The sequence below is a fragment of the Phyllobacterium lublinensis genome (genome assembly GCF_020164435.1).
Taxonomy (GTDB): Bacteria; Pseudomonadota; Alphaproteobacteria; order Rhizobiales; family Rhizobiaceae; genus Phyllobacterium; species Phyllobacterium lublinensis.
The window spans coordinates 33,309-54,313 of sequence record NZ_JAIUDQ010000008.1 but is presented as its reverse complement, the minus strand read 5'-3'; the positions used below and the strand labels follow the sequence as shown (position 1 = coordinate 54,313).

Below are 21,005 nucleotides of genomic sequence, written 5' to 3'. Positions count from 1 at the left end.
CAACCCAAACTAAGAATATAAATGTGGCATTCCATAGTAACAAATTATTACAACCATGTATTACAGCAATTAAACGTTCGTGATATAATTAATGATTAGAATAACAATAATTCATTTATAACATTTTATTAGTAGTAATTTATTTCAAAATTTGAAATACCGCCATGTATTGCCTGTTTTGCTTCATTTTTCCCCTTAATCCTCCCTGAAGGCTCGATTAAAGCTGTCCGATATGGGGGACATGATATACTCGATTGCCTTGCGGGCCTTGTGGACGATCAGGACTTCGGCGGGCATACCCGGATAAAGTTTTACCGTGGGGTTGTCAGCAAGCGCCTTGGGCTCGATTTCCGCACGCGCCACGAAGTAGGGCGTGTCATTCTTTTCATCGATGACTTGATCGGCAGCGATATAGATGACCTTGCCCTCAAGAGGCGTCAGCGATCGCTGGTTATAGGCGGTAAGCCGAACCTGGGCAGGAGACCCCACGGCGACACTGTCAACATCGCGCGGACTGATCTTCATTTCCACGACCATGGGTTCATTCTCGGGCACTATGTCCAGAATGGGTTCGCCGGCCGCCACGACACCTCCTGGGGTACGCAGGCGAATATTGGCGACAATACCGGCCTGCGGCGACCTGATCTCGACCCGTCGCATCACGTCCTTGGCGGCAACGATCCGCTCCTCCGCATCCGCCAGCTCGACCTGGGCGGAGGTTATTTCGCCTGCGATCTCCGATTGCAGATCGCTCTCGATGCCCGTCAACGAAAATTCCGCTCCAGCCTTCGCCTGCTCGGCCTTCGCCTTGTCGCCCGCATACTCCCCGCGGTCGCCAGCAAGCTCACTGAGCCTGGTATCGAGTTCCGTCAGCTTCGATTTTTGGGCGAAGCCCTTCTTCACAAGCCCCGCGATGGCATTGCGTTGCTCTGTGATCAATTCGATCTGGCGATCGGTCGCAGCGATCTGCGCTTCCGATGACTTGGCCTGTTCCGTGTATTGTTCGATAGTCTTTTGTTGGATATCGATACGGCTTAACTTCTGTGCGTAGCGCTTTTGAAAGAATATCTGCTCCGCCTTGATTGCACTTTCTGCGGAAATATTTCCAAGCTCACCAAAATCTTCTGGAAACTTGATCTCTTTTTCACCGGCCTGCTCGGTGCGCAGACGTGCCAGTTTGGCGATCAGGCCAACACGCCGGCTCTGCAGCGATTGCAGTTCGGAGCGGGCGCGCGTGTCGTCCAACCGAATCAGTGGCTGACCCACCGTCACTTCATCGCCCTCCTGCACCAGGAGGCGATCAAGGATGCCACCCTCAAGATGGCTGACGGTCTTCCGTTTCGAATCGACGATCACGGTACCAAGTGCGACGGCCGCACTCCCAAGCTCCGCCGAGTAGGCCCAGCCAAAGAACCCGCCAAACGCCAGCCCGATTGTGGTGATCCCGGCAATGACGAGCCGGCGCAATGGAGAGCGTTCATCCTCCCGCTCAAGATCGTTGACCCATTCGGGGCGCACGGTTCCAAATTTGGTCGGCAAGTGCTCGCCCATCGACATGGCGCGGGGAGCCAGAAGTTGCGTGACGCGTTTGGGCAGATTGGTTTTACCGGTCATGATCCTGTCGCTCCCATTTTCGGGGCATTTGGTGTGATGGACGCAACCACGTCGGTCCGCGGGCCGAACTGGGTGATACGGCCATTCTCAAGGACAAGCAGCTTGTCGGCCACCTGCATGATGGTCGGGCGATGGGCAATCATGATTACGATTGCCCCGTCGTCCCTGGCCTGTTCTATGGCACGCATCAAGGCACGCTCGCCGACTGCATCAAGATTCGCGTTCGGCTCATCGAGAACGATCAGGCGCGGGCGATTGTAGAGGCAACGCGCCAGACCGATGCGCTGACGCTGGCCACCCGACAGAGTGAGCCGCCCATCACCAACCGGCGTGTCGTAACCCAAAGGCAGCCGTCCGATCATCTCGTGGACATCCGCAAGTCGCGCCGCTTCAAGGACACGGTGCGGATCACTGTCGCCCATGCGGGCGATGTTGTCCTTGATGGTGCCCTCAAGCAGCGCCACGGATTGCGGCAGATAGCCGGCAATTTCTCCGAAAGAACCCCGCTCCCACAGGTAGACATTGTTGCCATCGAGAAAAACACCGCCGGATGTCGGCTTGACAATCCCGATCATCAAACGGGCCAGCGTCGATTTGCCAGCCGCCGAAGGACCAACGATCCCGAGTACTTCACCCGGTGACAAAGTGAATGAAATGCCTTTGATAATCGGCATTTCGACACCCGGCGCCGCGTAAACCAGCCTGTCGACGATCAGGTCGCCATGTGGTCTGGGCGTCGGCATGGTCTGGCGCACGGCAAGGTTTTGCGCGAGCAGCGCCTGAATTCGCTGCCAATTGCCGATCGCCAGCACCCACTGACGCCAGGTCTCGACGATATGATCGAAAGGCATCAGCAGGCGGCCAATGATGATGCTTGTCGCGATCATCGCGCCCGGCGTGATTTCCTGCTCCATCGCCAGCAGCGTCCCCGCGCCAAGACTTGCAACTTGCACCATGAAGCGCAGCGTGCGGGCAATGGATGTCATAGCACGGCTTCTGCCACCGCCCAGGTCAAGCAGGTCCAGCGCATTCATCTGCAAGGCACGCCAGCGCCTGGCCAAGGCTGGCAGCATGCCCATGGCCTCGATCGCTTCGGCGTGCCGCAGTGTTGAGCCGATTTTCGAAATGGCTTCGACATTCGCCTGATTCGCGTCCTTCAGCAGGCTGCGCGTCAAAAGGTCGGTGATCACCCCGCAGCACACCAGAACGATCACAGCGATGACACCAATGATCCCCAGGACCGGATGCATAAGGAACAGCACCGTGAGGAATATCGGGGACCATGCCGCATCGAGCGGAGCGCTTACAGCCGATGACGTCAGGAACGTGCGCAATTCGGACAGGTCACGCAGGGATTGAGTTGCCTTCGGAAGACCCTGGTCAACAGACGCCTGGACTGCGGCGGTCAGCACCGGAAGGTTGAGCCGGCGAACCAATGCACTGCCCATCGCCTGAAACGACAGGGCGCGTATGAACTCAAGTATGCCGAAAACAATGAGCGCTCCGACGGCCAGAATCGTCAGCATAAGGAGCGTATCGGTGCTGCGGGAATTCAAGACCCTGTCATGGACCTGCAACATATACAGGGGTACGGTAAGTTGCAGAAGGCTGATGCACGCACTCAGCAATACGGCATAGAGCAGGCCCGCCAAGAACACGCGGCGTGCCCGGAAAATCAGCGTTTCAGGCGTCGGTACGGTAGGTGTCATCGCTTTTTTTCCAACATTGCTCTTGCCATTTGCATTGATTTGACGAGTATCGGTCATGTGTTATCTGCCTTGGAAATGACACAGCTGCCGGTTAGCCCTACGACCTTGGTCTAAGGCCACAGACTAGTAAAGTATTACCGTGCAGAATGTGACAGAAAAAAGTTCATTCGGTGGGGAAATATCTGAAGGAGGAGCGAAAATATATTCGCAACTTACTTCAATTTTTGAAGTAAAATTGACCATGGAGACCAAGATGATACAAAAACTTCTACACGAAGGAGTGGAAGTCGAAACATCTATTGACGGCTACAAGGCCGCCGATTTCCCTGAAATTACCGCAGAAAAACAGGGACATAAGCGCCCGGTTCATACGGTAGTTGTAACACACTTCGAGTTGGCGAGAATGATAGAGAGGGTGAATCGCCGTTTCGCCAGTTTGTTGAGAACAGAGATGACTAAGCTGGGCATCGAGGACGTCGGACCTGCCCAAGCGATGGTGTTGATGGCCATCGGCGACGTCGAACTTTCCGTCGGGGAATTGCTGGACCGGGGTCATTATGTCGGTTCGAACATTTCCTATTATCTGAAGCAGCTTGGCGATGGCGGGTACATTGACAGGGTGGCGTCCCAGCGGGACAAGCGATCTGCCCGAATCCGTCTGACTGAAAAGGGCGAACAGCTTTGCGCCAATTTGCGCAACGCAGGCGGGGCATACAACCGTGTGCTCGCTAGGGATGCCGACGATCTGCGGAATCTCGAGATCGCATTCCAGACCCTGCACAGACTCGAGCTGGTTTGGGGCAATGCCGCACGCTACGGCATCTGATCCCGTCTTGACCTGCGTTGTCTTAGCATTTGGAAGGGACTGAAATCATGCATGTGGCTTTCGTTCACAGGCGTGGCTTCGGTCAATTTGCTGCCCTTGCCGAACATCTCGGTGCAAACGGACATGATGTCAGCCTTATCTGTGAGACTGTGGACCGACGCCTCCCATCGGTCCGCGTCATCAGGCACAGGGTCGAACCCGGTCCTCGTGCTGATGAACACATGGCGAAGCACTTGGGTATTCCTGACCATCATGTCCGCATTGGCCACAGGGTCGCCGAGACATTCGATTCGATGTCACGACACGGTGAACGGCCCGATATAATAGTGGGCCATATCGGCTGGGGCAGTATGATGTTCGTGAAGGACGTTCTGCCGCAGGTGCCGGCCGTTGGCTATTGTGAGTTTTTCTACCGGGCAGAGGGTGCCGATGTTGGATTCTCTCCCGATGACAATCCCGATGCTGATACCCGCAAAAGGTTGAGGCTGCGCAATATTGCGCAGTTGCTCTCCCTTGACGCCATTGATGGCGGCATCAGCCCTACGCATTGGCAGAAGAGTTTGTATCCGGCTTCGGCCCAAAGCCGAATTGCTGTTTGCCATGAGGGGGTGGATACACAGCGCTTTCGCCCCGACATGAACGCTTCGCTGCGACTTCCGGACGGACGGGTTTTGAGAGCGGAGGATCCTCCGATCATTACGTTTGTTGCCCGGGACCTGGAGCCGTATCGCGGATTTCCCCAGGCCCTTGAGGCGGCGGCGAAAGTCATACGTAAAAATCCCGATGCGCTTTTCGTCTTCGTCGGCGGCGACGGCGTCAGCTATGGGACACCCCCTCCAAGCGGTGGTTCGTGGAAGGACGCCCTTCTTGCCGGGCATGATATTCCGCCAGACAGGATACTTTTTCCCGGTCCGATATCACATGAGTTGTTGCGCAAGCTCTACCAGATATCGACCGCCCATATCTATCTGACATATCCCTTCGTGCTTTCCTGGTCGGTGATCGAGGCAATGGCATGCGGCGCTTTGGTTATCGGTTCCGATACGCGGCCTGTGCAGGAAGTCATTCGATCGGGTCAAAACGGTCTACTGGTTCCGTTCTACGATACTGATGCTCTCGCCGATACAATTCTGCGCGTGCTTCGCCAGCCAGGCGATTTCATGCCGATGCGACTTGCTGCACGCAAAACAGTTGAACGGCGGTTTCGGTTGATCGATTGCCTTGCCCGGCAGAAGTCGCTGATCAATTCGGTATTGCGCGCCGCATGACAACTAGCGATTTCTGCCCTGTCGTTTGATGGCGGCATTCCTGTCCTGAAGTTCCCGCATGACCGTCTCAGTCGCATCTGCGGAACCAGAATGCCTGCCGTGCGCCAAGCCGGTGTATCCGCTATGCGACGCATATCGATCGTTTCCCGGCTCATGCGAACGCGACAAGGTTCTTCCGGTCCCCATCTTCCCAAATGCGCTCGTCATCCATTCTTGCGTGCCGGATGCGATGCGCGCCGTAAGCGGCACGATCTGGGCAAGGAGGAACAGGCCGGCCAGGCAAATCAGGACAACGGGCGCAGCTTCCTTCATGGTGATGGGCAGATCGTCGGGACTCATTACAATCTTGAAGAGCGCCATTACGCTTGCCCGGACCCCGAGGATATAAAAACCAAGGAAAGTGCTGAGGAAGATCGGAACCAGAACAACCTGGAGTGTTACGGTCAGCCAGCCCGAAAAAAACCGTGACGGCATCTGGAACATCAACATGATGATGAATACCGGCGCCATCGATAGCATGACCCATAATGCAATCTTGGCAAAGACCATGAGAAAAATCGCGTAACCGACAAAGAGCCCGGCAGCCAGCCAGACGATCCCGGCCTGTATGGTCGAAGACAGTCTCTCATCGAGCACATTGTCCGCTTTGGGACGGGGTTTCGGTGGAGGTCGCGAGGAATCTACCGATGGCTCGGCTGCCGGAGCAGCGAGCAACGATGCGGCCTGTTCGATCTTCACCGAGGCTTTGACCGCAATGGCATATATCGTGGACATGTCGGATGCGACTGTTCCTACGGTCATTGCCTTGCCATTGTCCGGATTGATGATTTTGGTCAGCATTATGGTGTTACTGATGTACAGCGGCGCATAATTCGCGGTGCGGTAGACCGCAACTTGCAGCGGCCCCCAGCTGGTTGCGAGAAAGAACACAACTGCGATGCGCAGAAGTCGGAACCCCATCGCCGCCACATTGTCCTCACCACGTCCTTGCCAGAACTGAAATCCCCAGAAGATCACATAGAGCACGAACAGCCCGCTAAAGACCGGCGTAAGATATGCGGCCAGGGCCCCGTAGGTCGACGCCGTGAAGTTCTGCCCGAGCGCATCAATGTTGGCCGACAGCGCAGCGATAAAGTTTCCTTCCATCCGCGCACGCCCTATGGGTCTGTCTGAACGACGTTCGCCAGCGCCTCATTGACTGGCAGCATCGGACCACATTCGTCGGGAGCATAGGCAAGCGCTGAGCTTGGCAAGGCGCAGGGCATCTTCAGTTTTTGCTTCGTTGCGCAGCCAACGCAAAGAATGCACGCGAACAGAATGCTGCTTATCAGAATGACTTTCACAAATTGTCTCCCTGCCCGCAAAAGACAGGCAACCACCGCGCCGGATCGTCGCCGAGCTTTTCCCGCAGTGCGCTCAGTTCCATGATGGTTTCGGCCCGGCCGGAGAGCACTTTCAAAAGGTCGTCCATTTCGTTCAGCCGAAGCCTGGCAATGACTGATTCTTGCCCGTGCTTGATCAGGAACGAGCGGCTCGAAGGATCTGCCGTTCTGATCCAATCCAATTCGCGTGAAGACAGGCCGAGTGCGCCCGCGTGGCTTTGCAGGTCAAGACGCGGATTGGGGAAAAACATATGCGTCGCACTCTGTTCGATCAAAGTATTGGCGATGGGCGAATTGGCGATATCGGAGGCACTCTGCGTGCCGAAACCGATGATCCCGTTGAATTTGCGGATTGTCTTCATCTTGTCCTTGATGAAGGCCGCAAATACCGGGTCGTCGAGCAATCGCCAGCCTTCATCAAGGAAGATCAGAATGGGCGTGCCATCAAGCAATTCATCCAACCTGTGGAAGATATACATGAAGGCGGCGCTGCGGGTGACAGGATCATCCAGTACTTTTGTCATGTCGAATCCGGCGACATCCGACCAGATGAAATGATCATTGGGATTATTGAACATCCAGCCCAACTGGTCTGGTCGCAGCCACTTTTGGAACCGCGCCAAAAGATCATTATCATCCGCGCGAATGCGCCCGCGCAGAAGCGATGCAAAGGCCAGGAGCGTCCGCCCTTCTGCTTCGATTAACAGAATCTGTGTGATTGCCGCGCGAAGAACGCCTTCTTCGCTTGCCGACAGCGGCAATCCATCGGGCTTGCGCAACATCAGCGAAAAAAGCTGGAAAAGAAACTCCCTGTTGATACCCGTGTCCGGCAACTGCAAAGGGTTGAAGCCAGTGGCAACCCCCGGCTGAAGGACCTCATAATTGCCCCCAAGCGCGCGAATGAAAATCTCGCCGCCCCGGTCCTTGTCGAAAAATATGCAACGCGGTCTCGGCCTTATGCGCTGTGATTGCGCCATGAGAAACGAAAGTGCCACAGTCTTGCCTGACCCGGACGGGCCGATCATGGTAAAATTGCCGAGGTCGCGCACGTGAAAATTAAAGAAATAAGCGCTCTGGCTTGTTGTCTCCAGCAGTGAAATGGCATTGCCCCAATGATTTCCATCGCGCTTGCCGCTTGGAAAGTTGTGCAACGACAGGAACCCGGCAAAGTTCTTCGACGAGATCATTGCCGACCGGGCAATGTAGGAAAAATTGCCCGGCAATTGAGCCCAGAACGCTGCCTCGCAGTTGAGGTCTTCGCGCAGCCAGATGATCGACTGATCGGTCAGCGACCCGCCAACCGCGCGGATACACCGGTCCAATTCGAGTTTGTCATCGCCAAGGCACATGACGGACATATGGTGTTCACCGTAAATGGAACGGGAACTGAGCAGTTCGTCCCGAGCGGTGGCAAGCTGGCTGCCGACGATCGAACCTGCCTCATCTGCCATTGCGACTTGCCGGGAGACTCGCTCCATCTGGTTCTGTGCCACCGGCTTGTCGATAATCGAAAAGCTCTGGCTGACAACAAACTCGTGGGGAACCTTAAGCAAACCATCCAGCAGGAGCGGCCCCGTATAGGAAGGATATTCACGTATTGACAGCATCGCGCCGAGGCGTGAATTGGCGGGCGGCGTGCTGCCGACGAATTCGACCGCGTTGCGGCCGAAATGCAGCCGCTTCATCGCCAGTGCACAGTCAAGCGCCATGCGCGGCAACCGCATGTTGATCGGGTCGAGGCCGTTCAGGATCTGTACCAGAAATTCCAGTGGTTCCGAGAAATAGACGCCGGGTTCGGGTTCCCTGATGCCGAGGATTCTTGCCTGGTAGTCCTCGAGGACCTCGTGCACGGCGTGTACCGCATCGCGCAACTCGCGCAGTTCCTCGGATTCACCCTGCCGTTCGCCCCGGGCCCTGTCCTTCGCCGCTCGTCCGGAGAAAATGTTTCGAGCCACAGCATCGATCAACCCCACCTGACCGCGAAGAGGGCGACGGACGATAGTGACATACATATCGTTGACGAACATTCGCCGCTGTCGAAGCTGTGCCGTATAGCGGCGGTTCAACTCGTCTGCGAATGCGTTGTCAAACATGCCGTCGAGCTCGGGTTCGAGCCGGCGCCGGACCATATGACCATAGACTGCAAACCGGCTGTTGCCCAACGTGCGAAGGATGGTGTTGCGCCCCTCGAGTTTACCGTTGATCTCGGCCATGTCCGCAGTTTCGAAACAGAACCCGTCGAGCTTCAGAACGCTCACAAGCAACCCGTCCTTGGTGCGAAGCGTCGTATCGTCTACGTGCCGGGAATAGGGGATGTGCGCGGCGACGGAGCGTTCCCGCTTGGCATCCGAGCCAAAGCGCATCTCCTTGCGCACCAGTCGGGAAATCATGACGGATCCCCCGGCGCATAGCTCTTGACGCCCCAAAGCGCCTTGGATTGTGGAGGCGTCCTCGCACCCTTCACGCGCAGGATATTGAAGATCTGATCGTCACGCAGCGTCAGGAAATAGCCGAAGCTGTGAATCGGCAGCACGAGCAGGAGGGTCAACAGGCTTTTCGTCGCCAGGAAAACCACCGCAGTCACCACCATGTTGAACATGGCGAACATGTATGGAACCCCGAAGAGCGTCGGCGCCCTGGCCAGTGCCTTTACCAACGGGATCATGTCCGGCGCTTCTTCCTCCATGGGTTTCAATGCCCCAATGCGTGCTGGAAGAATGCAACAATCTGCGTCGATCCGAAGACGAGAACGATGCCCATGATGACTGATCCGGCGATGCCCCACGTGAAGCGGCCGCTCCAGGCAAGAAAACCACAACTGATAACCGCGAGAATGGCCAGCATCGATGCAATCGGACCTGTCAGGATGTCGATGAGGGTCTGCAGGACCGATGTAACGGGCTGCAACCCAGACTGGGCCATCGCCTCGGTGGCCAAAAATGTAAACGTCAGCAATAGTACCGTTTTAAAAATCTGAACATTATCGAACATCTAGCTACTCCACGTGCAGAACAAATCCTTGAGACCAGCTTTCGCGGCGCCCGCCTGCGGCCCCCTGGTCTTGAATGTCAGTATCGCGCTTCCGGCCCTTGACCGGTCTGGCTTCGATCGGTTTCCAACCATTGAGATCGGTGAGAATGGCCGTGACATAGCGGACGGTCTCCGGATAGAGCGGTATGCCACGGTTCTGCTCCACGGCAGCTTCGCCGGCGTTATAGGCGGCCAGCACATAGAGCAGGTTCTGATATCGCTGGTGCAACAGCTTCAGATAGCGGATGGCTCCGCGCACATTGTCGTCGGGATCACAAATATCGACCCCGAACCGCTTTGCCGTTGCCGGCATCAATTGCATCAGGCCCACGGCACCGGCACTGGAAACGCTTTTCATGCGAAATCCGCTTTCCTGCCGGGCGATAGCCACAATCAGGTCGGTGTCGAACTTCTCCTCCGCCGCAATGCGGCGGACGGTCGCTTCGCCCTGTTCCACCGTCATGGGCCGGTCGAAGCGACATGTGCCCTCCGCCTGTTGCTGCACGACCGGCGGCGTCACCTCCGGGCTGTCTGCTATGGTAATCCTGACCGGTGTTTCGTTCGCTGGAGCCGCTATCTCTTGGGCCGGATTGGCAAATGCGGGCCGGGAAGCAGTTGCCAGGATGACGAGCGAGGCAACGCACACCCGCGCCGAATGTCCGGCGATATGTCCTTTGATATGGCGATCCATGATTCGCATGACCTGGCTCAGTTCGGGTTGATGGCACTGCGGACGAATGGGGTTTCGTCTTCGATCACATCCGGCAGCCTTCGCGACGGGAACCCCGGCGTTGGGTTGGTGACGGATACCGACCCGTGAAGCGAGCTGCGCACAAAGGGCTCGTAATATATCTCCGAAACTGCGCCGGGCCTTCCGTTGCGTCGGCCAAGCTGAATGACCAGCGGCAAGGACATGCGTAACATGTCGGTAATCTCTGGTTTGCTCAGACCGGCACCGCCGCCACCTTGCATGACCAGCAAAGCCAGCCGCGTATAGGCGGCGCTTGGCGAGTTGGCGTGGATGGTCGACAGCGAGCCCGGGTGTCCGGTGTTGATGGCCTGCAGGAAATCCAGTGCCTCACTGCCCCTGACTTCGCCGAGCAGCAACCGGTCCGGCCGCATCCGCAGCGAAGCTTCGACAAGCTGGCGCGCGTCAATACGCGCAACGTTCTGATTGCCCCGCGTTGCAATCAGGCGCACGTGATTGTCATGCGGCAGCGTCAATTCTGGCGTATCCTCGATCGTGATCAGCCGCTCCTGAACCGGTATCTCACGCATCAGCGCATTCAGGAACGTCGTTTTCCCGGAGCCGGTGCCGCCGGAAATCATCATTGAGACCCTGCGGCGCACCGCTTCCCGTAGGAATATTTCGGCATTTCCGGCCTTGAGCAACTCGCACATCAGCGTTTCATCCGCCGTCAGTTCCCCGGAGCCATCGGTAACCAATGTCGTCTGGAACGCTCCGGACACCGCATAATCCGACAAGCCGAGCTTGCGGGTCACCTGCCGGCGGATGACCATCGCGCCTCCATCGAGAGCCGCGGGCGGCAGGACAACCTGAACGCGAGCCCCGTCTGACAAGGTAGCGGACAATAACGGCTCCTGTTCATTGACGAATTGATGGCTCGCGGCAGCGACCCGTTCGGCCATGAACCGCAGGCGCTCGGCTGTCAGTGCTGGAATGATGTGCCGCGTCATGCCGGTCGCGGGGTGGCCGGCCCGCTCGACGAAAACCACCTCGGGCCTGTTGATGCAGATCTCGATGACATCCGGTGCCTGGAGAAAGCCGTGCAGCGGCGCGAAGGCCAGATCAAGCAATGCCGAAAGTGACGGGACGAGGGTCAAGACGCGCCCTCCTGCATCCAGGCACCGGGTGAACTATTTTTCATACCACCCGTGTCCCCGCTTGAGTTCCTTGAGTTTTTCCTTGACCGGATCCGGATAGAGGTCTGAGAAATCCAGATCCCGCCGAACAAAAATGGCGATCGGCGTTCCCTGATTGATGCTGATGGTCGGCTTGATGCTCATCGAACTCTTCAGCGCCTCCTGTGCGACCTGTGTCAGCCCCTGGGCAGCGGCAGACAACGCCTTGTTGCCCAGATCAGTACCTATCGCGTTGTTGGGATTGATCGTGTTGACAGTGGTCTTCTGCGTGACCGGATCATATATCTGCGTTGTGATCGGACCGGTGCCTACAGCTCGCGACCCGGTATCTGCCGCCGCCTGGGCACCCAGGCTCAGGGTGCTCAGCAAGATCGCCGTGCCGTATTTCGCCAGGTAGTGGTTGTTCACATCACCAGCAGAACCGGAGCGACCCAGTTCGTCCGTTCCGATCGACCCGAGGTTCAACGAGACCCCGTCGGCTCGCAACACACGGTTCCAGACAATGAACGCCCGTTTTTGATTCGCTTCCACACCGGCATTGTATTCGCCAATCATGCGCGTGCCGGCCGGGAGCAAAACGCGTCTGCCGTCGAACGACCAGACATCCTCCGTCGTCACGGCCCGCACCATGCCCGGCAAGTCCGTCTGTACCGCCGTTTCGAGGACACCGCGGATCATTGTACCCTGAGGCACGAGCGCGTCGATCCGCTTGTTCTGTTCCGCTTTGGCCACTTCTACCGGTTTGGCAGCCATGGCAGCCAGGAACTGACCGTTGGGATTGGCATCCTGAAATGTAGCTGTGCTCTTCTCTGCTTCATCCGGGTTCCTGGCGGGCTCACCAGGAGCCATCGCGTCGTTCGGCTGGCCAGTTTCGGAAATCACCATTGGTGAGCGATAGCGTTCCCATCGTTTTTCATCATTCTCGGATTCGTTTGCAAGCCGTTCTGCCTCCGCGGCCCGGCGCGCGTCTTCCGCCTCCGCAAGCTTGCGAGCGAGTTCCGCCGCATCCCCGCTTTGCTCCTCGGGAGCAGCAGGCGCCTTTTCCTCAACCTGCGGAGGAAGCTCTGGCGGGGGCGGTACGTCAATTTTTACATGTGCAGGGGGAGGCAGCAGGTCTTCTTCTGCAGTTTTTTCGAGACTCTCTGGCGACGCTGACCGGTTGAACCAGAGGGGCGTCGCCAGGACCGGAATGGTGATGAGGGCGAACAGTATTATCATGGCGGGCTTGCTGGGGCCGCGCCGCGGTTGAACCAGTCGCGACTCCAGGTCCGCCTCATTCTCAATGCTTTTGTGAAAATCGGGATCGGGCACTTACTTTGTCCCCTTTTCGACAACGTGGTCATTGGCGACGACCGCGGTCGAACTGGCCTTGCGATGCAAGTTGAAAAGGCACAGCGCATAGTCGCCGCGACGCAGCATCCATTGCCTGGCGATCTTGTCGATGACGATGTAATCACCCTCCCGCCGGAAATTGGCGAGGATCTCGTGTTTTCCGCCTTCAACGATGAAGATGGACGGAATGTCCCCCTCGAACCGCAACCAGGTCTTGACGCCGTCGTCAAAGGCATAGCTTGGCTTGAGTTCCCGATCGCCGCGAAACTGATAATTGGTGTTGGTATTGCCAAAGTCAAAATTGTCCCGATTGGGTTCGGAAACAAGACGCTGCGCCTCCGCAAGCAATTTGGTGTCTGCTTCTTCGTCGGGATAACGGAACTTGACCATATATGTCTGGTCGCCTTCAGCTTCCGCGCGGGCGCGCAATACAAAGGTATAAACGTGTTTGTCGCTGACAACGTTCATGTTCGTTGTGGTCTTCGACTCGACCGGCTTGAGAAATATGATGTTGCCGCGCTTGTTTGGTTCGATCTTCCAGGAGAGGCTATCGCCCACGGCCACTGTTTCGATTTTCTCCGCATCGCCCAGCACGATCATCGTTGAAACACCATGGGTGGCATCAACCGATACAACGTTGGCAGGGTTGTAGTAGACGGTCCGAACGCGGGGGTCGGCCGATCCGCGTCGCGGCGCTATTTCGGCGCGTGCTTGCATAGCTGAGCCGGCAAGGCTCAATACGACCAATCCCACCGCAATGGCCCGCACGTTACCGCCGGTCACCCAACGCGTCGTCATTGTTGTCCACCGGAGGATTCACCCGACAGGGTTTCTTGATCGCGACGATAATCCGTGATCTGGAAACCCAGCGGATTTTCGAAGCGCCATTCGTTCGTCATGGGCGCGCGCGAATAGCGATAATGCATCAACGCCACCCAGTGGTCCTCCGGCCCCGACTCTTGCCCGATACGCTGCGTCGAGAATCGCACGATCGCCGTGCGATCGTTGGGTATCTGGATCGATTTTATCGACGGCAATACACGCGTCTGACGCCCATAGCGGTTGACCGGATTGGTTGGACTGGAAGGTCCATACAAATTTGTGAGATCGCGGCTGGCATTACCAGTCGACAGCAATTGCGCAAGATCGAAATCGTTCTGGACATTAGAGGGATCGTAGGTTTCCCGCGCATTGACGTAACGGACCACATTCATCCTGGTGATGGCCTCGGATTGGGTCAAATCCCCTTCAGCGAGCGGTCGTTTGATTTCCATGTAGCCCGTCGTCTTGTCGACTTCGACGACGTAGGCTTCGAAACTCTTCAACGGCAGCAGCATGGCCATGCACGCCATTGCAAGCCCCGCCAGCATGGCACTGAACGCTGTTACGACCCAGGCGATCATGCGCGATCGTTTGACCGTGCGGATGACATCGTTTTCCCAACGCACTGCTTCGGCAAAATAGCGCGCGTCAGGCCCTTTTTGCGATGGCTGACCTTCCATGTGTAGGTCCCGCTCACTCATCGCGACCAGACAAACAGAGCAACGTGATTGGTACTTGAAACGCAAACTTCAAAATCGACCCACCCGGAGCAAAACCAAGATATTATTTTCAAATCGTATATTAAACTTGCAAAAAATTAGTAACAGTTGTCAATCACGTCAATATTTTCATATAAACACGATAAATTATTGTGCGCGTTTGCGTTGAATAATAACGTCTATACAGCATATTATGTGTATGTAGTTGCGATGCTCGTGTCAATCAGACTTTAGTAGTATAAAATCCAAGGATGGCTCTGCAACGGCTCAACCTTCCTTGATTTGAGCCGGATGGGCAAGAAATCTCAGCTTTGCCAGCACCGGTATTTTCGGAGCTCCACCGCGGTCTGGTATCAAGAGGGTGCTTTGGCGAATGGCCGGACCGTGGTACCCATTTGTGCAGCAGCAGCAGCAGCGTGAGCGCATGATCATGACCATAAGAGATGCCGACATCGTTGATATCGAGGCTTGGCTCGACTTGCAGGGCCTTGCCGGCACATCGGAAACGCTTCTGGTTAACGGATTTTGTGACCGGTGCCTTGCAGCTGGGATCAAGCTCGAACGTGCGAATGCCTTCGTAGATACGCTGCATCCAATATATGAGGGGAGGGTGTTCCTCTGGCGCCGTGAAGGCGAGCTTGAGCAAGCGATCATAGAGTATGGCTCGTCGCAATCGGGAGAGACCGCCACAAATTGGCAGAACTCGACCTTTTTCCATCTGTTGCAATCGGGTGAAAACGAACTGCGCCAACGCATCCATGTCGTTGACGCGCCCTCGTTCAGGCATCTGGCGACGTTGAAGGAGGAGGGGTGCACGGACTACCTGGCGCTTATCCATCGCTTCTCAAGCGAAGGCACGATCGGCGAGATGGATTGTTTCTATTCCTCCTGGGTAACCGACGATCCGCAGGGCTTCACGGATAGCGACCTCGCGGCCCTGAGACGGTTGGTGCCTGGCCTGGGCCTGGCGATAAAATGCGCGTCGCTGACCCGGATCGTGCGCACATTGGCCGACGTCTATCTTGGCCGCGACGCCGCCACGCGTGTCCTGGCGGGTCGCATAAACCGCGGTGCAGCCGAACGAATCGAGGCCGTTCTTTGGTATTCTGATTTAAGGGACTATACGCGCATCGCCGACGCGGCAGCGCCGGACGCCATCATCCCGATGTTGAACGACTATGCCGAGGCGGTCATCTCGTCGGTACAAGAGGCTGGCGGCGACGTCCTCAAGTTGATCGGGGACGGCACATTGGCGATTTTCACCGACGGCGACTCCTCAACCGCATGCACGGCCGCATTGAAGGCGCAGAAGCTGCTGCGACGGCGGCTGGCCGTCCTGAACGCGACGAGAGAAGCCGCCGGACAACCCGCCACCAATGTCTATCTCGGCGTGCATATCGGAGAGGTCTTCTATGGCAATATCGGCAGCGATACACGCCTGGACTTCACGGTCGTTGGTCCTGCAGTCAATGAGGTAAGCCGAATCGCCTCGATGTGCCGTTCCGTCGACCAGGACATTCTCATCTCCGAGAGCTTTGCCGCGGCACTGCCGGCCGAATTGCGTGCCAAACTTGTCTGTGTGGGCCGGTTTGCACTGCGGGGCGTGGGAAGAGCACAGGAGCTGTTCACATTGGACCCAGCGATCATCCGGAACATCTAGCTTTGGGCATCCGCGCTCCACGAGTCGCGCAATTGCGCGACTCGTGCTTTCTTTCGGCCACTACAGACCGTTTGCCTTCAAGATTTCGGCAGCATTCTCCTTGGTGATTGCTTGCGTCTCAAGAACGATCTTCTTTTCAACCTTTTCACCTGCCAGAACCTTCAAGGCCTGGCGCAGGCCTTCGGCACCTGGTGTCGGATAGAGGAACGTGGCTGCAAGCTCCCCTTTGTTCACCCATTGAACGCCTTCATTTGGCAGCCCATCCACCCCGATGAAGAGGATATTCTTTTCGCGGCCAGCATCCTTTGCGGCAAGATAAGCCCCATATGCCATGGGATCGTTGTGACCATAGACCATGGTTATGTCTTCGTGATTGCGAAGGGCTGTTGCCATGATGTTATATGCCTGATCCTGCTTCCAGTCGCCGGATTGCTTGTCCAGAAGGTATTTGATGCCAGGCTCTGCATCGGTGAACTTGTGAAAACCGTTGCTGCGGTCGTGACTGGCCTGTGTTCCAAGACCACCCCAGATCTCGACAACAGTACCTTTTGCTTTGCCCTTGCCGCCGAGCAGGTCTACGGCATATTTGCCCGCCGCCTCGCCAATGACGACATTGTCACCGCCGATCCACTGCGTGAACTTGTCGGTATCCACATTCCGATCCAGCACGATGACCGGGATTCCCGCGTCCATAGCCTTCTCAACCACACCTGTGAGACCCGCCGATTCCTTGGGTGAAATCAGGATCGCATCGACTTCCTGTCGAATGAAATTCTCGACATCTGCAACTTGCTTTTCCGTCTTGTCCTGGCCATCGGCAACCAGGAGCTCAACATTCGCGTGCTTCTTGGCTTCCGCTTCAAGGTCTTTGTTGAATTGAACACGCCACGGCTCGACGGTCGTTGTCTGGCTAAAGCCGATGACATATTTGTCCTTGGCTTCTGCAACTGCGACGTTGAATGCGAATGGTGCGATCAGGGCTGTAGCCATAGCCCATTTTGCAAACTGTCTGCGGGTAATGCTCATTTCTCTCTCCCTTGGTGTTTTCTGGTTTAAGCTGATTAGTCGCCGTGCACTGATGGTTCTGTTCGCTGGTTCGACACGGACTTCTCGGGCGCGTTGCGTGCCCTGAGTTGGGACAGGAAGAACAACCACCCACTTGAACGCCGTTCCTGGAGAAGTACGGCCACGATGATGATGATGCCCTTCAAGACAAGCTGGGTGTTACTATCGATATTGTTGAGCTGGAGAATGTTGCTGAGGAACCCAAAAATCAGAACGCCGACCAGCGTTCCGATCATCGATCCCCTGCCGCCCATGAGGCTGGTGCCACCGATGACCACGGCAGCAATGGCATCGAGCTCCAGCCCCATGCCGGCATCAGGCTTTCCCTGCCGGTATTGTGCGACATATAGAATGCCAGCCAGCGCAGCGAGATAACCGGAAATGGCATAGACCGTAATCTTGACCCGCCAGACAGGAACGCCGGCTAGCCGGGCTGCCTCTTCATTGCCACCGATGGCATAGACATAGCGGCCGAATTTGGTGAACTTGAGAACGACCCAGAACAGAACAATGATGCTGGCGAAAATTACGCCCGGAACCGGAATGACCCCGAACAGCAACGACCGCAAGGCTTCAAAGTCTTCTGTTGCATTGCTTCCCGTGTAAACGGGCCACACCGCAGTGTTCTGACCTGCGGTCAGTCGCGCCAGCCCAAGACCGGCGACCATCATGGCGAGTGTTACGATGAACGGCTGCAACCGTCCACCGACTATAATGACGCCGTTCACCATGCCAAGCATGAACCCAACGGCAGGCACCACGAGAAGAACGAGCAGGACACCTGCCTTGCTGTCGGAGCTTGACGCCACCCAAAGGGCAATGCTGAAGGCTGCGACAACGGCCACAATCAACGACACCTTTGACATGGCTGGCTCGCTGGCGCTGGTACCACTCAAGGCGGTTCTTCGAAGCTTCACAGCAAAGGTGACAATCGCAAACAGGAACAGAAAGCACAGGATAAACACTGCAGGTACACCGAGCAGATAAGCGGCTGACCACCCCTCATTGGTCAGGAGCATGGCGCAGACTACGGAACCCAATGCCAGAACGGAACCAACTGAAAGATCAATCCCCGCAATCAGGATCACCAGAGTCATGCCGACAGCGGTAATGCCGGTCACAGAAATCTGCCGGAACACATCGGACAGATTTCCAAATGAAAGGAATATGTTATGGCCCTTCGACGAGACCGGGGATGATAGTACACCCACGAGAAACAGCAGGGCGAGGCCCCAATAGAGCTTGGTCGCCTTCAAAAGACTCTTCAACCGCAGCGTACCCCTTGATGATCGCATGATCCGCTCGCTCGGATAGCTCATGCTGCCTCTCCCGTGAGTGCATTACCCAACGGCGTCGCAAGCTCCATTACACGCTCTTCTGAAAACTCAGGGCTTTCGATGATGCCTGTTGCACTGCCTTCGCACATCACAAGGATACGATTGGAAAGCGCCAGAAGTTCCGGCAATTCTGAACTTACCATGATGATCGCAACGCCAGAACGGGCGAGTTGCTTGAGCAGATCGTAGATTTCTTCCTTTGCGCCAACGTCTATGCCCCGCGTCGGTTCATCAAGCAGCACAACGCTCGGTCTTGTCTCCAGCCATTTTCCCAGAACGATTTTTTGCTGGTTCCCGCCGCTCAATTCATCGATCTGTTGCTCTGGTCCCTGACAGCGCACGCGCATTGCCCTGATAATACCATCGGCAACATTTTTTTCCTGAAGCCGGGTGATCCAGCCGAGTGGAGCGAGCCGCGAAAGGGAAGGCAGAACGGCGTTCGAGCAAATATCGGCATGCATCAGGAGCCCGGTGCCCTTCCTGTCCTCTGTCAAGAATGCAATGCCCTTGCTGACAGATCGGCGGGGCGTGAGGGTCTGGGCATTCCACTTAACGCCCCGCCACTCGATCTGGCCTGAGCGTTTGCCGATTGCCGCACCGAAAATAAGCTCGAGCACTTCTGTGCGGCCGGAGCCCAACAATCCGCCAATTCCAAGGATTTCACCGGCATGCACGTCAAAACTCACATCTTTCACGACGCTGTGGATCCGCCCGCGGGAATTTGGCTTCTGCAAACCGAGGTTACGCACGGTCAAAACAATCGGTTTATCGAGAACTGATGATTTGGCTTCCTGCTTTTTGAGTTCGCGTCCGACCATCATCCGGATAACGTCGCGCTCGCTGATGTCGCCAGAACGCCGCGTTGCAATGAAATTGCCATCACGCAAAACAGTGATCTTGTCAGCAAGAGCAAAAACTTCGCTCATGCGATGGGAAATATACACAATTGCCACACCCTGGCGGGCCAACCCGCGAACAAAACTGGCGAGCCGTTGGGCTTCGGCCTCCGACAGGGCCGAGGTCGGCTCGTCAAGGACGAGCACGTCCGCATTCAGCGATAAAGCTCGAGCGATCTCAACCAGTTGTTGCTCACCAACACGTAGGTTCTCAACTTCAGCGCGCGGATCAATGTCAATTCCGAACTTGGCGAGGATTTCGGCGCTTCGCACTTCAATTTCAGCATAATCGATAAACAAGCCGGCCTTCAGCGGCTCGCGGCCCAGAAAAATGTTCTCTGATACGCTCAGTCCCGGGATGAGATTGAGTTCCTGATGGATGATGGCGATTCCACTCCGCTCCGCCTCCTTTGGCGTCGCGAAGTCCACCTCGCGCCCGCGGACGGTCATATGTCCGCCGCTTCGACGATGGACACCGCTCAGGACCTTGACGAGTGTGGATTTGCCCGCGCCGTTCTCACCCATGACGGCATGAATTTCGCCTGCATAGATATCGAGATCTATGCTTTGCAACGCTTGAACGTGAGCAAAGGATTTGCTGATCCCTCGAAGCGAGACAATGGGGGCCTGACTATCCAAAATGCTCCTCCAAAACATTCTTTCCAGCTAGCGTGTAACATGTTAGGTGTTATTTGATCAGTGTCAACCGACCTACTCTTGGTTCGACGCAATGCTTGAACCGTTTGGGGGTAATCTTGCAGGTTCATTCTTCGGGCAAGATCTTTAGAGAGCAAAAAGTCGTCTCGGTCACCCGCAAAGACCAAGTCTATACGATCCTACGTCAGGCGATCATCTCGTCGCAGCTGTCACCAGGAGAAGCCATCCGCAAGGAAATTGTTGCCGCCCAACTTGGCGTGTCGCGCACTCCGGTGAGCGACGCAATCAACCGATTGGCGGATGAGGGTCTGGTCGAGATTTACCCGCAGACAGGGACGTTTGTTGCAAGACTCTGGCTGGACAAGATTGAAACCGCGCAATTCGTCCGTTTGGCGCTCGAAACAGCAGCCATCCGGCGGGCGGCCGAGCGCATAACGCCTGACACGCTCACGCTTTTTCGCCAGAATTTGGAGCAGCAGAGAAGGGCAGCCGAGCGCTTGGACTTTGAACAATTCTACGAACTCGATGAAGCTCTGCACGATATGATCTGTGATGCTGCCGGGTTGGTCGGCTTGCGCGAGATCGCGTCCAAGGAGCGGAGTCAGATTGATCGCGTCAGACGACTTCTGCTCCATTATGAAACCCGAATGATGGAGACCTTGATCGAGCACGAAGCAATCATAGAAGCGATTGCTGAAAAGGACCCCGAACGAGCCGCCAGGACGATGGAGGCTCATATATTGCAGATGGGCAAACTTCTGATGCATCTGCGCGAAAAACGCCCGGAATTGTTTGGAAGCTGAC

18 protein-coding genes are annotated in these 21,005 nt (G+C 56.3%); 4 read left to right on the top strand and 14 right to left on the bottom strand.

Annotated elements, in window-relative coordinates:
* Positions 1-195: 195 nt before the first annotated feature.
* Both K9U38_RS12055 and K9U38_RS12050 read right to left on the bottom strand, forming a co-directional pair.
* Positions 196-1,614 carry an HlyD family type I secretion periplasmic adaptor subunit gene (locus tag K9U38_RS12055; protein WP_224494579.1) on the bottom strand — a complete coding sequence of 473 codons (1,419 nt, stop codon included), beginning with the start codon at positions 1,612-1,614 and terminating at the stop codon, positions 196-198.
* Complete coding sequence (locus tag K9U38_RS12050) at positions 1,611-3,323, bottom strand: type I secretion system permease/ATPase (RefSeq protein ID WP_224494578.1); 1,713 nt, start codon at positions 3,321-3,323, stop codon at positions 1,611-1,613. Before K9U38_RS12050 ends, K9U38_RS12055 begins: the two co-directional genes overlap by 4 nt.
* A gap of 256 nt (positions 3,324-3,579) precedes the next feature.
* On the opposite strand from K9U38_RS12050, the gene K9U38_RS12045 reads away from it, so the two are divergent.
* Together K9U38_RS12045 and K9U38_RS12040 are read left to right on the top strand one after the other, a co-directional pair.
* A complete protein-coding gene (locus K9U38_RS12045) occupies positions 3,580-4,149 on the top strand; it encodes a MarR family transcriptional regulator (protein WP_224494686.1) in 570 nt (189 codons plus the stop codon).
* Positions 4,150-4,196: 47 nt separating this feature from the next.
* Positions 4,197-5,417: a glycosyltransferase family 4 protein gene (locus tag K9U38_RS12040; protein WP_224494577.1), complete on the top strand. Its 1,221-nt coding sequence runs from the start codon at positions 4,197-4,199 to the stop codon at positions 5,415-5,417.
* 3 nt (positions 5,418-5,420) lie between these two features.
* On the opposite strand, the gene K9U38_RS12035 is transcribed toward K9U38_RS12040, so the two are convergent.
* The 9 genes from K9U38_RS12035 to K9U38_RS11995 form a co-directional block, all read right to left on the bottom strand.
* Positions 5,421-6,563 carry a TrbL/VirB6 family protein gene (locus tag K9U38_RS12035; RefSeq protein WP_224494576.1) on the bottom strand — a complete coding sequence of 381 codons (1,143 nt, stop codon included), beginning with the start codon at positions 6,561-6,563 and terminating at the stop codon, positions 5,421-5,423.
* A gap of 193 nt (positions 6,564-6,756) precedes the next feature.
* Positions 6,757-9,189, bottom strand: coding sequence for a VirB4 family type IV secretion/conjugal transfer ATPase (locus K9U38_RS12030; RefSeq protein WP_224494575.1), 2,433 nt, complete (start codon positions 9,187-9,189; stop codon positions 6,757-6,759).
* A complete protein-coding gene (locus tag K9U38_RS12025) occupies positions 9,186-9,485 on the bottom strand; it encodes a VirB3 family type IV secretion system protein (RefSeq protein ID WP_224494574.1) in 300 nt (99 codons plus the stop codon). The genes K9U38_RS12030 and K9U38_RS12025 overlap by 4 nt, the downstream gene beginning before the upstream one ends.
* Before the next feature lie 5 nt (positions 9,486-9,490).
* Positions 9,491-9,790, bottom strand: a complete 300-nt coding sequence (locus tag K9U38_RS12020; protein WP_224494573.1) for a TrbC/VirB2 family type IV secretion system protein — start codon at positions 9,788-9,790, stop codon at positions 9,491-9,493.
* A gap of 4 nt (positions 9,791-9,794) precedes the next feature.
* The gene (locus K9U38_RS12015) at positions 9,795-10,520 is read right to left on the bottom strand and encodes a lytic transglycosylase domain-containing protein (protein WP_224494572.1); all 726 of its coding nucleotides are present in this window, start codon (positions 10,518-10,520) and stop codon (positions 9,795-9,797) included.
* 17 nt (positions 10,521-10,537) lie between these two features.
* Positions 10,538-11,674, bottom strand: coding sequence for a P-type DNA transfer ATPase VirB11 (gene virB11 / locus K9U38_RS12010; protein ID WP_224494571.1), 1,137 nt, complete (start codon positions 11,672-11,674; stop codon positions 10,538-10,540).
* Between the two features lie 33 nt (positions 11,675-11,707).
* A complete protein-coding gene (gene virB10 / locus K9U38_RS12005) occupies positions 11,708-12,931 on the bottom strand; it encodes a type IV secretion system protein VirB10 (protein ID WP_224494570.1) in 1,224 nt (407 codons plus the stop codon).
* A 93-nt stretch (positions 12,932-13,024) separates the two neighbouring features.
* Positions 13,025-13,843, bottom strand: a complete 819-nt coding sequence (gene virB9, locus K9U38_RS12000; protein ID WP_224494569.1) for a P-type conjugative transfer protein VirB9 — start codon at positions 13,841-13,843, stop codon at positions 13,025-13,027.
* The gene (locus K9U38_RS11995; protein WP_224494568.1) at positions 13,840-14,547 is read right to left on the bottom strand and encodes a VirB8 family type IV secretion system protein; all 708 of its coding nucleotides are present in this window, start codon (positions 14,545-14,547) and stop codon (positions 13,840-13,842) included. Before K9U38_RS11995 ends, virB9 begins: the two co-directional genes overlap by 4 nt.
* Before the next feature lie 469 nt (positions 14,548-15,016).
* Between K9U38_RS11995 and K9U38_RS11990 the strand changes: the two genes are divergently transcribed.
* On the top strand, positions 15,017-16,246 hold the full coding sequence (locus tag K9U38_RS11990; RefSeq protein WP_255607171.1) for an adenylate/guanylate cyclase domain-containing protein: 1,230 nt from the start codon (positions 15,017-15,019) through the stop codon (positions 16,244-16,246).
* A gap of 60 nt (positions 16,247-16,306) precedes the next feature.
* Here K9U38_RS11990 and K9U38_RS11985 read toward each other — a convergent pair whose 3' ends face one another.
* The 3 genes from K9U38_RS11985 to K9U38_RS11975 are packed head-to-tail and all read right to left on the bottom strand — an operon-like array spanning position 16,307 to position 20,183.
* Positions 16,307-17,266, bottom strand: coding sequence for a substrate-binding domain-containing protein (locus K9U38_RS11985; protein WP_370631916.1), 960 nt, complete (start codon positions 17,264-17,266; stop codon positions 16,307-16,309).
* Positions 17,267-17,307: 41 nt separating this feature from the next.
* The gene (locus tag K9U38_RS11980; protein ID WP_224494567.1) at positions 17,308-18,630 is read right to left on the bottom strand and encodes an ABC transporter permease; all 1,323 of its coding nucleotides are present in this window, start codon (positions 18,628-18,630) and stop codon (positions 17,308-17,310) included.
* Entirely contained in the window at positions 18,627-20,183 is a 1,557-nt protein-coding gene (locus K9U38_RS11975; protein WP_370631909.1) for a sugar ABC transporter ATP-binding protein, read from the bottom strand. The genes K9U38_RS11980 and K9U38_RS11975 overlap by 4 nt, the downstream gene beginning before the upstream one ends.
* A 116-nt stretch (positions 20,184-20,299) precedes the next feature.
* Here K9U38_RS11975 and K9U38_RS11970 point away from each other — a divergent pair, with 116 nt between their 5' ends.
* The gene (locus tag K9U38_RS11970; protein ID WP_224494565.1) at positions 20,300-21,004 is read left to right on the top strand and encodes a GntR family transcriptional regulator; all 705 of its coding nucleotides are present in this window, start codon (positions 20,300-20,302) and stop codon (positions 21,002-21,004) included.
* Position 21,005 lies beyond the last annotated feature (1 nt).

Excerpts from the sequence above, each read along its gene's own strand:
- K9U38_RS12040 (WP_224494577.1), top strand. The coding sequence starts at position 4,197 with ATGCATGTGGCTTTCGTTCACAGGCGTGGCTTCGGTCAATTTGCTGCC.
- virB9 (WP_224494569.1), bottom strand. The coding sequence starts at position 13,843 with ATGACGACGCGTTGGGTGACCGGCGGTAACGTGCGGGCCATTGCGGTG.
- K9U38_RS11980 (WP_224494567.1), bottom strand. The coding sequence starts at position 18,630 with ATGAGCTATCCGAGCGAGCGGATCATGCGATCATCAAGGGGTACGCTG.
- K9U38_RS12050 (WP_224494578.1), bottom strand. The coding sequence starts at position 3,323 with ATGACACCTACCGTACCGACGCCTGAAACGCTGATTTTCCGGGCACGC.
- K9U38_RS12035 (WP_224494576.1), bottom strand. The coding sequence starts at position 6,563 with ATGGAAGGAAACTTTATCGCTGCGCTGTCGGCCAACATTGATGCGCTC.
- K9U38_RS12015 (WP_224494572.1), bottom strand. The coding sequence starts at position 10,520 with ATGGATCGCCATATCAAAGGACATATCGCCGGACATTCGGCGCGGGTG.
- K9U38_RS12055 (WP_224494579.1), bottom strand. The coding sequence starts at position 1,614 with ATGACCGGTAAAACCAATCTGCCCAAACGCGTCACGCAACTTCTGGCT.
- virB10 (WP_224494570.1), bottom strand. The coding sequence starts at position 12,931 with ATGATAATACTGTTCGCCCTCATCACCATTCCGGTCCTGGCGACGCCC.
- K9U38_RS11995 (WP_224494568.1), bottom strand. The coding sequence starts at position 14,547 with ATGGAAGGTCAGCCATCGCAAAAAGGGCCTGACGCGCGCTATTTTGCC.
- K9U38_RS11990 (WP_255607171.1), top strand. The coding sequence starts at position 15,017 with ATGACCATAAGAGATGCCGACATCGTTGATATCGAGGCTTGGCTCGAC.
- K9U38_RS12030 (WP_224494575.1), bottom strand. The coding sequence starts at position 9,189 with ATGATTTCCCGACTGGTGCGCAAGGAGATGCGCTTTGGCTCGGATGCC.
- K9U38_RS12025 (WP_224494574.1), bottom strand. The coding sequence starts at position 9,485 with ATGGAGGAAGAAGCGCCGGACATGATCCCGTTGGTAAAGGCACTGGCC.
- K9U38_RS12020 (WP_224494573.1), bottom strand. The coding sequence starts at position 9,790 with ATGTTCGATAATGTTCAGATTTTTAAAACGGTACTATTGCTGACGTTT.